General features: G+C 50.3%; 4 protein-coding genes. All 4 read right to left on the bottom strand.

The features are described 5' to 3' along the window. Nucleotides 1-62: 62 nt before the first annotated feature. The 4 genes from K2H17_RS10410 to rfbA are packed head-to-tail and all read right to left on the bottom strand — an operon-like array spanning nt 63 to nt 3,187. Nucleotides 63-767, bottom strand: a complete 705-nt coding sequence (locus K2H17_RS10410) for a hypothetical protein (protein ID WP_300134520.1) — start codon at nt 765-767, stop codon at nt 63-65. Then, nucleotides 761-1,630, bottom strand: coding sequence for a dTDP-4-dehydrorhamnose reductase (gene rfbD / locus K2H17_RS10405; RefSeq protein WP_300134518.1), 870 nt, complete (start codon nt 1,628-1,630; stop codon nt 761-763). Before rfbD ends, K2H17_RS10410 begins: the two co-directional genes overlap by 7 nt. 35 nt (nt 1,631-1,665) lie before the next feature. Further along, complete coding sequence (gene rfbC / locus K2H17_RS10400) at nt 1,666-2,244, bottom strand: dTDP-4-dehydrorhamnose 3,5-epimerase (protein WP_300134516.1); 579 nt, start codon at nt 2,242-2,244, stop codon at nt 1,666-1,668. A gap of 37 nt (nt 2,245-2,281) precedes the next feature. Further along, the gene (rfbA, locus tag K2H17_RS10395; protein ID WP_300134514.1) at nt 2,282-3,187 is read right to left on the bottom strand and encodes a glucose-1-phosphate thymidylyltransferase RfbA; all 906 of its coding nucleotides are present in this window, start codon (nt 3,185-3,187) and stop codon (nt 2,282-2,284) included. Nucleotides 3,188-3,222: the final 35 nt, after the last annotated feature.

Raw genomic sequence — 3,222 nt, 5'->3', positions numbered from 1 at the left:
ACCTGTGATAAGTATGTTATGCTTCATTTGTTTTAAAGAATAATCTAATGGTTTAAAATGATTTAATGCGTTGAGGAATATATGATTGTATCTTGATTTCTGTCGAGATAGACAGAGGTGGAGTGTACAACCGTTTTCCGTTCATTCGATATGAGAGATTTCGGGGGGCAATCAACTGGTTGATGTAATATGGTGTCGGCTCCTACCACGCATTCCGGCGGAACTGATGCGTTTTTATAGAACTTGCAGCCTGTGGCAACCCAAGTATTGTGACCGACATGAATCGGGCCGTAGGCCTTGTAGGGACGGGGAGGAACTGATGTCAGCTGATGGAAATCGGTGTCAATGAACAGGCAGTCCCATCCGACCAGAACATTGTCTTCAAACGTAATTCTGTCATAACATGCAAGTTTCATTGCGCATGTCACAACGACATCGCTTCCGAATGTCAAGGTTCCGGATTCGCCAACCGAGATTGCAGACGCGTTTCCGATTGTCAGTTTGCCGTTGAATATGATTTTGCCGTGGTTTTCGAATCTTATGCCGGAATTCGGGTAGATTGACACAAGGTTGATACCAAGTCTGACCATGCCGAATCTTACAGGACAGTTGAACTCGATTTTGCCGGTGCATTTCAGATTTTGAGGCTTGTAAAACAAAATCGGCAATTTCCATGCCTGGTGCAGGGGCAGATGGCGGAAGTTGAAGCAGATGGATTGCAGCAGAGATCTGAAGATCCATTTTTTCTCCCGGATTTTATTCAGCATAGACATTTCAGATTTTTGAGACATGTTTTCAGAGAGTCGGTCCAGTAGGGGATTTCAAGGCCGAAAGTTTTCTTGAATTTGGTTTTGTCAAGAACAGAATATGACGGACGGACCACCGGTGAGGGAAATTCGTCGGAATGACATGGCCGGATGTCGCAGCCGGTGTTGCCGGAATACTCGGCGATCATCTTCGTGAAGTCGTACCACGAGCAGACTCCTTCGTTGGAGTAGTGGTAGATCCCTTCGTTGCCGTCAAGTTTTCCGTTGTCGATGATGTCGACGATCGCGTCGGCGAGGTCCTGGGCGTAGGTCGGGGTTCCGGCCTGATCGAAGACTACATTGAGCTGCGGGCGTGTCGACGTAAGGTTGAGCATGGTCTTGACAAAGTTTTTGCCGTATTCCGAATAGAGCCATGCGGTGCGGATGATCAGATAACGGCAACCGCTTTTGAGTATCTCTTCCTCTCCGTGGAGCTTTGTGCGACCATAGGCTCCGGTCGGGTTGAGCGGTTCCTCCTCAGAGCGCGGGGTGTTGCCAAGATTGCCTCCGAAAACATAGTCGGTCGAGATCTGGATCAGGGGAATGCCGTTGTCGGCGGCGGCTTTGGCAAGGTAGCCGACAGCGGTGGCATTGATTTTCTCGGCAATGTCCTCCTGCTCTTCGGCCCGGTCGACATTGGTGTAGGCCGCACAGTTGACTATTGCCTGGAAGTCATTGCAGCCAACGCCCAGAGCGACGGCTTCAGGATCAGTGATGTCGATGTCATCGGCATCAGTAAAAATATATTCGTTCGGAGACTTTTCTGCGGCTTTTTTCAGGCTGTTGCCCAACTGGCCGTTGCCTCCTGTGACAAGTATTCGCATGTGGGGTGTTTTGGGGGATTTAAAATGGATTGATCTTACCTGATATCGTAGAGATCGGTTGAGTAGTCAAACGGAGAGTCGAAGTCCTTGAGCAGCGGATGGCGCAGGTCTTTATCGCTCAGTATTGCCTTGGACGGATCTATCAGCCAGTCGATGCCGAGCGAGGTGTCCTGGATGGAGATGCCTCCGTCGGCCTCAGGCGCATAGTAGTTGTCACATTTATATTGGAAGACTGCGATGTCTGACAATACGGCGAAACCGTGGGCAAAGCCGCGGGGAACAAAAAACTGACGGTGGTTGTCTTCGGAAAGCTCTACGGCCACATGTTGTCCGTAGGTCGGAGAGCCTTTGCGGATGTCGACTGCGACGTCAAGCACACGGCCCTTGACACAGCGCACAAGTTTTGACTGTGTGAACGGAGGCGCCTGGAAGTGGATACCACGCATCACTCCGTAGCTTGAACAGCTTTCATTGTCCTGCACGAAATCTACGGGCCGCACCTTTTCATCGAACTCACGTTTGGAATAGCTTTCGAAAAAATAGCCGCGGGAGTCGGCGAAAATACGCGGTTCGATGATTACAACTCCTTCTATATCAGTTTTTATTACTTCCATTTGAATTTATTGATAGAGACTACTGGTGGGATTGGTTTCAGTCGAGATTCGGAGAGTCTGTGCGGTCGATCTCGTCGACAACCTTCATAAGATATTGACCGTATTGGTTTTTGAGCATCGGTTTTGCGATTTCAAGCATCCGTTCGCGCGAAATCCAGCCCTGACGGTAGGCGATGCCTTCCAGACAGGCAATCTTCAGGCCCTGACGTTTTTCAAGCACCTCGACATAGATCGAGGCCTCGGCAAGAGAATCGTGGGTACCGGTGTCGAGCCATGCAAAACCTCTCGGCAGAGTCTGCACCCGGAGTTCACCGTCCTTGAGAAACTCCTGGTTGACAGTCGTGATCTCAAGCTCGCCGCGGGCCGAAGGCTTGATGCGCGAAGCCACATCGACAACCTTGTTGGGATAGAAATAAAGCCCGACAACCGCATAGTTCGACTTCGGATGTTCCGGCTTCTCCTCGATCGAAAGACAATTACCATCCTTGTCGAACTCAGCAACGCCATAGCGTTCAGGGTCGCTGACCCAATAGCCGAACACTGTCGCTTTGTTTTCCTCTTCAGCAGCTCTGACTGATTCTTGCAGCAGTCCTGAAAAACCGGCTCCATGAAAAATATTGTCACCGAGCACAAGGCAGGCGCAGTCATCGCCGATGAAGTCTTTGCCGATGATAAAAGCCTGAGCCAGACCGTCAGGCGAGGGCTGTTCGGCATATTCAAAGTGAACACCGAAATCGCTTCCGTCGCCAAGCAGGCGCTTGAAACCGGGGAGATCCATAGGGGTTGAAATGATCAATATCTCTCTGATACCGGCCAGCATCAGTGTTGAGATCGGGTAATAGATCATCGGCTTGTCATAGATCGGGAGCATCTGTTTGCTGACTCCCTTGGTGATCGGGTAAAGACGTGTGCCCGATCCGCCTGCCAGTACGATTCCTTTCATGCTGTGTCAAGTGCGTTTATTGCTGAGTTATATCG

It is taken from the genome of Duncaniella sp. (genome assembly GCF_029054785.1).
GTDB lineage: Bacteria > Bacteroidota > Bacteroidia > Bacteroidales > Muribaculaceae > Duncaniella.
The sequence above is the reverse complement of the archived record's forward strand: the minus strand, read 5'-3'. Positions and strand labels throughout refer to the sequence as shown.

What these genes read in the sequence shown, in the direction of transcription:
- K2H17_RS10410 (WP_300134520.1), bottom strand. Translation starts at nt 767, where the DNA reads ATGCTGAATAAAATCCGGGAGAAAAAATGGATCTTCAGATCTCTGCTG.
- rfbD (WP_300134518.1), bottom strand. Translation starts at nt 1,630, where the DNA reads ATGCGAATACTTGTCACAGGAGGCAACGGCCAGTTGGGCAACAGCCTG.
- rfbC (WP_300134516.1), bottom strand. Translation starts at nt 2,244, where the DNA reads ATGGAAGTAATAAAAACTGATATAGAAGGAGTTGTAATCATCGAACCG.
- rfbA (WP_300134514.1), bottom strand. Translation starts at nt 3,187, where the DNA reads ATGAAAGGAATCGTACTGGCAGGCGGATCGGGCACACGTCTTTACCCG.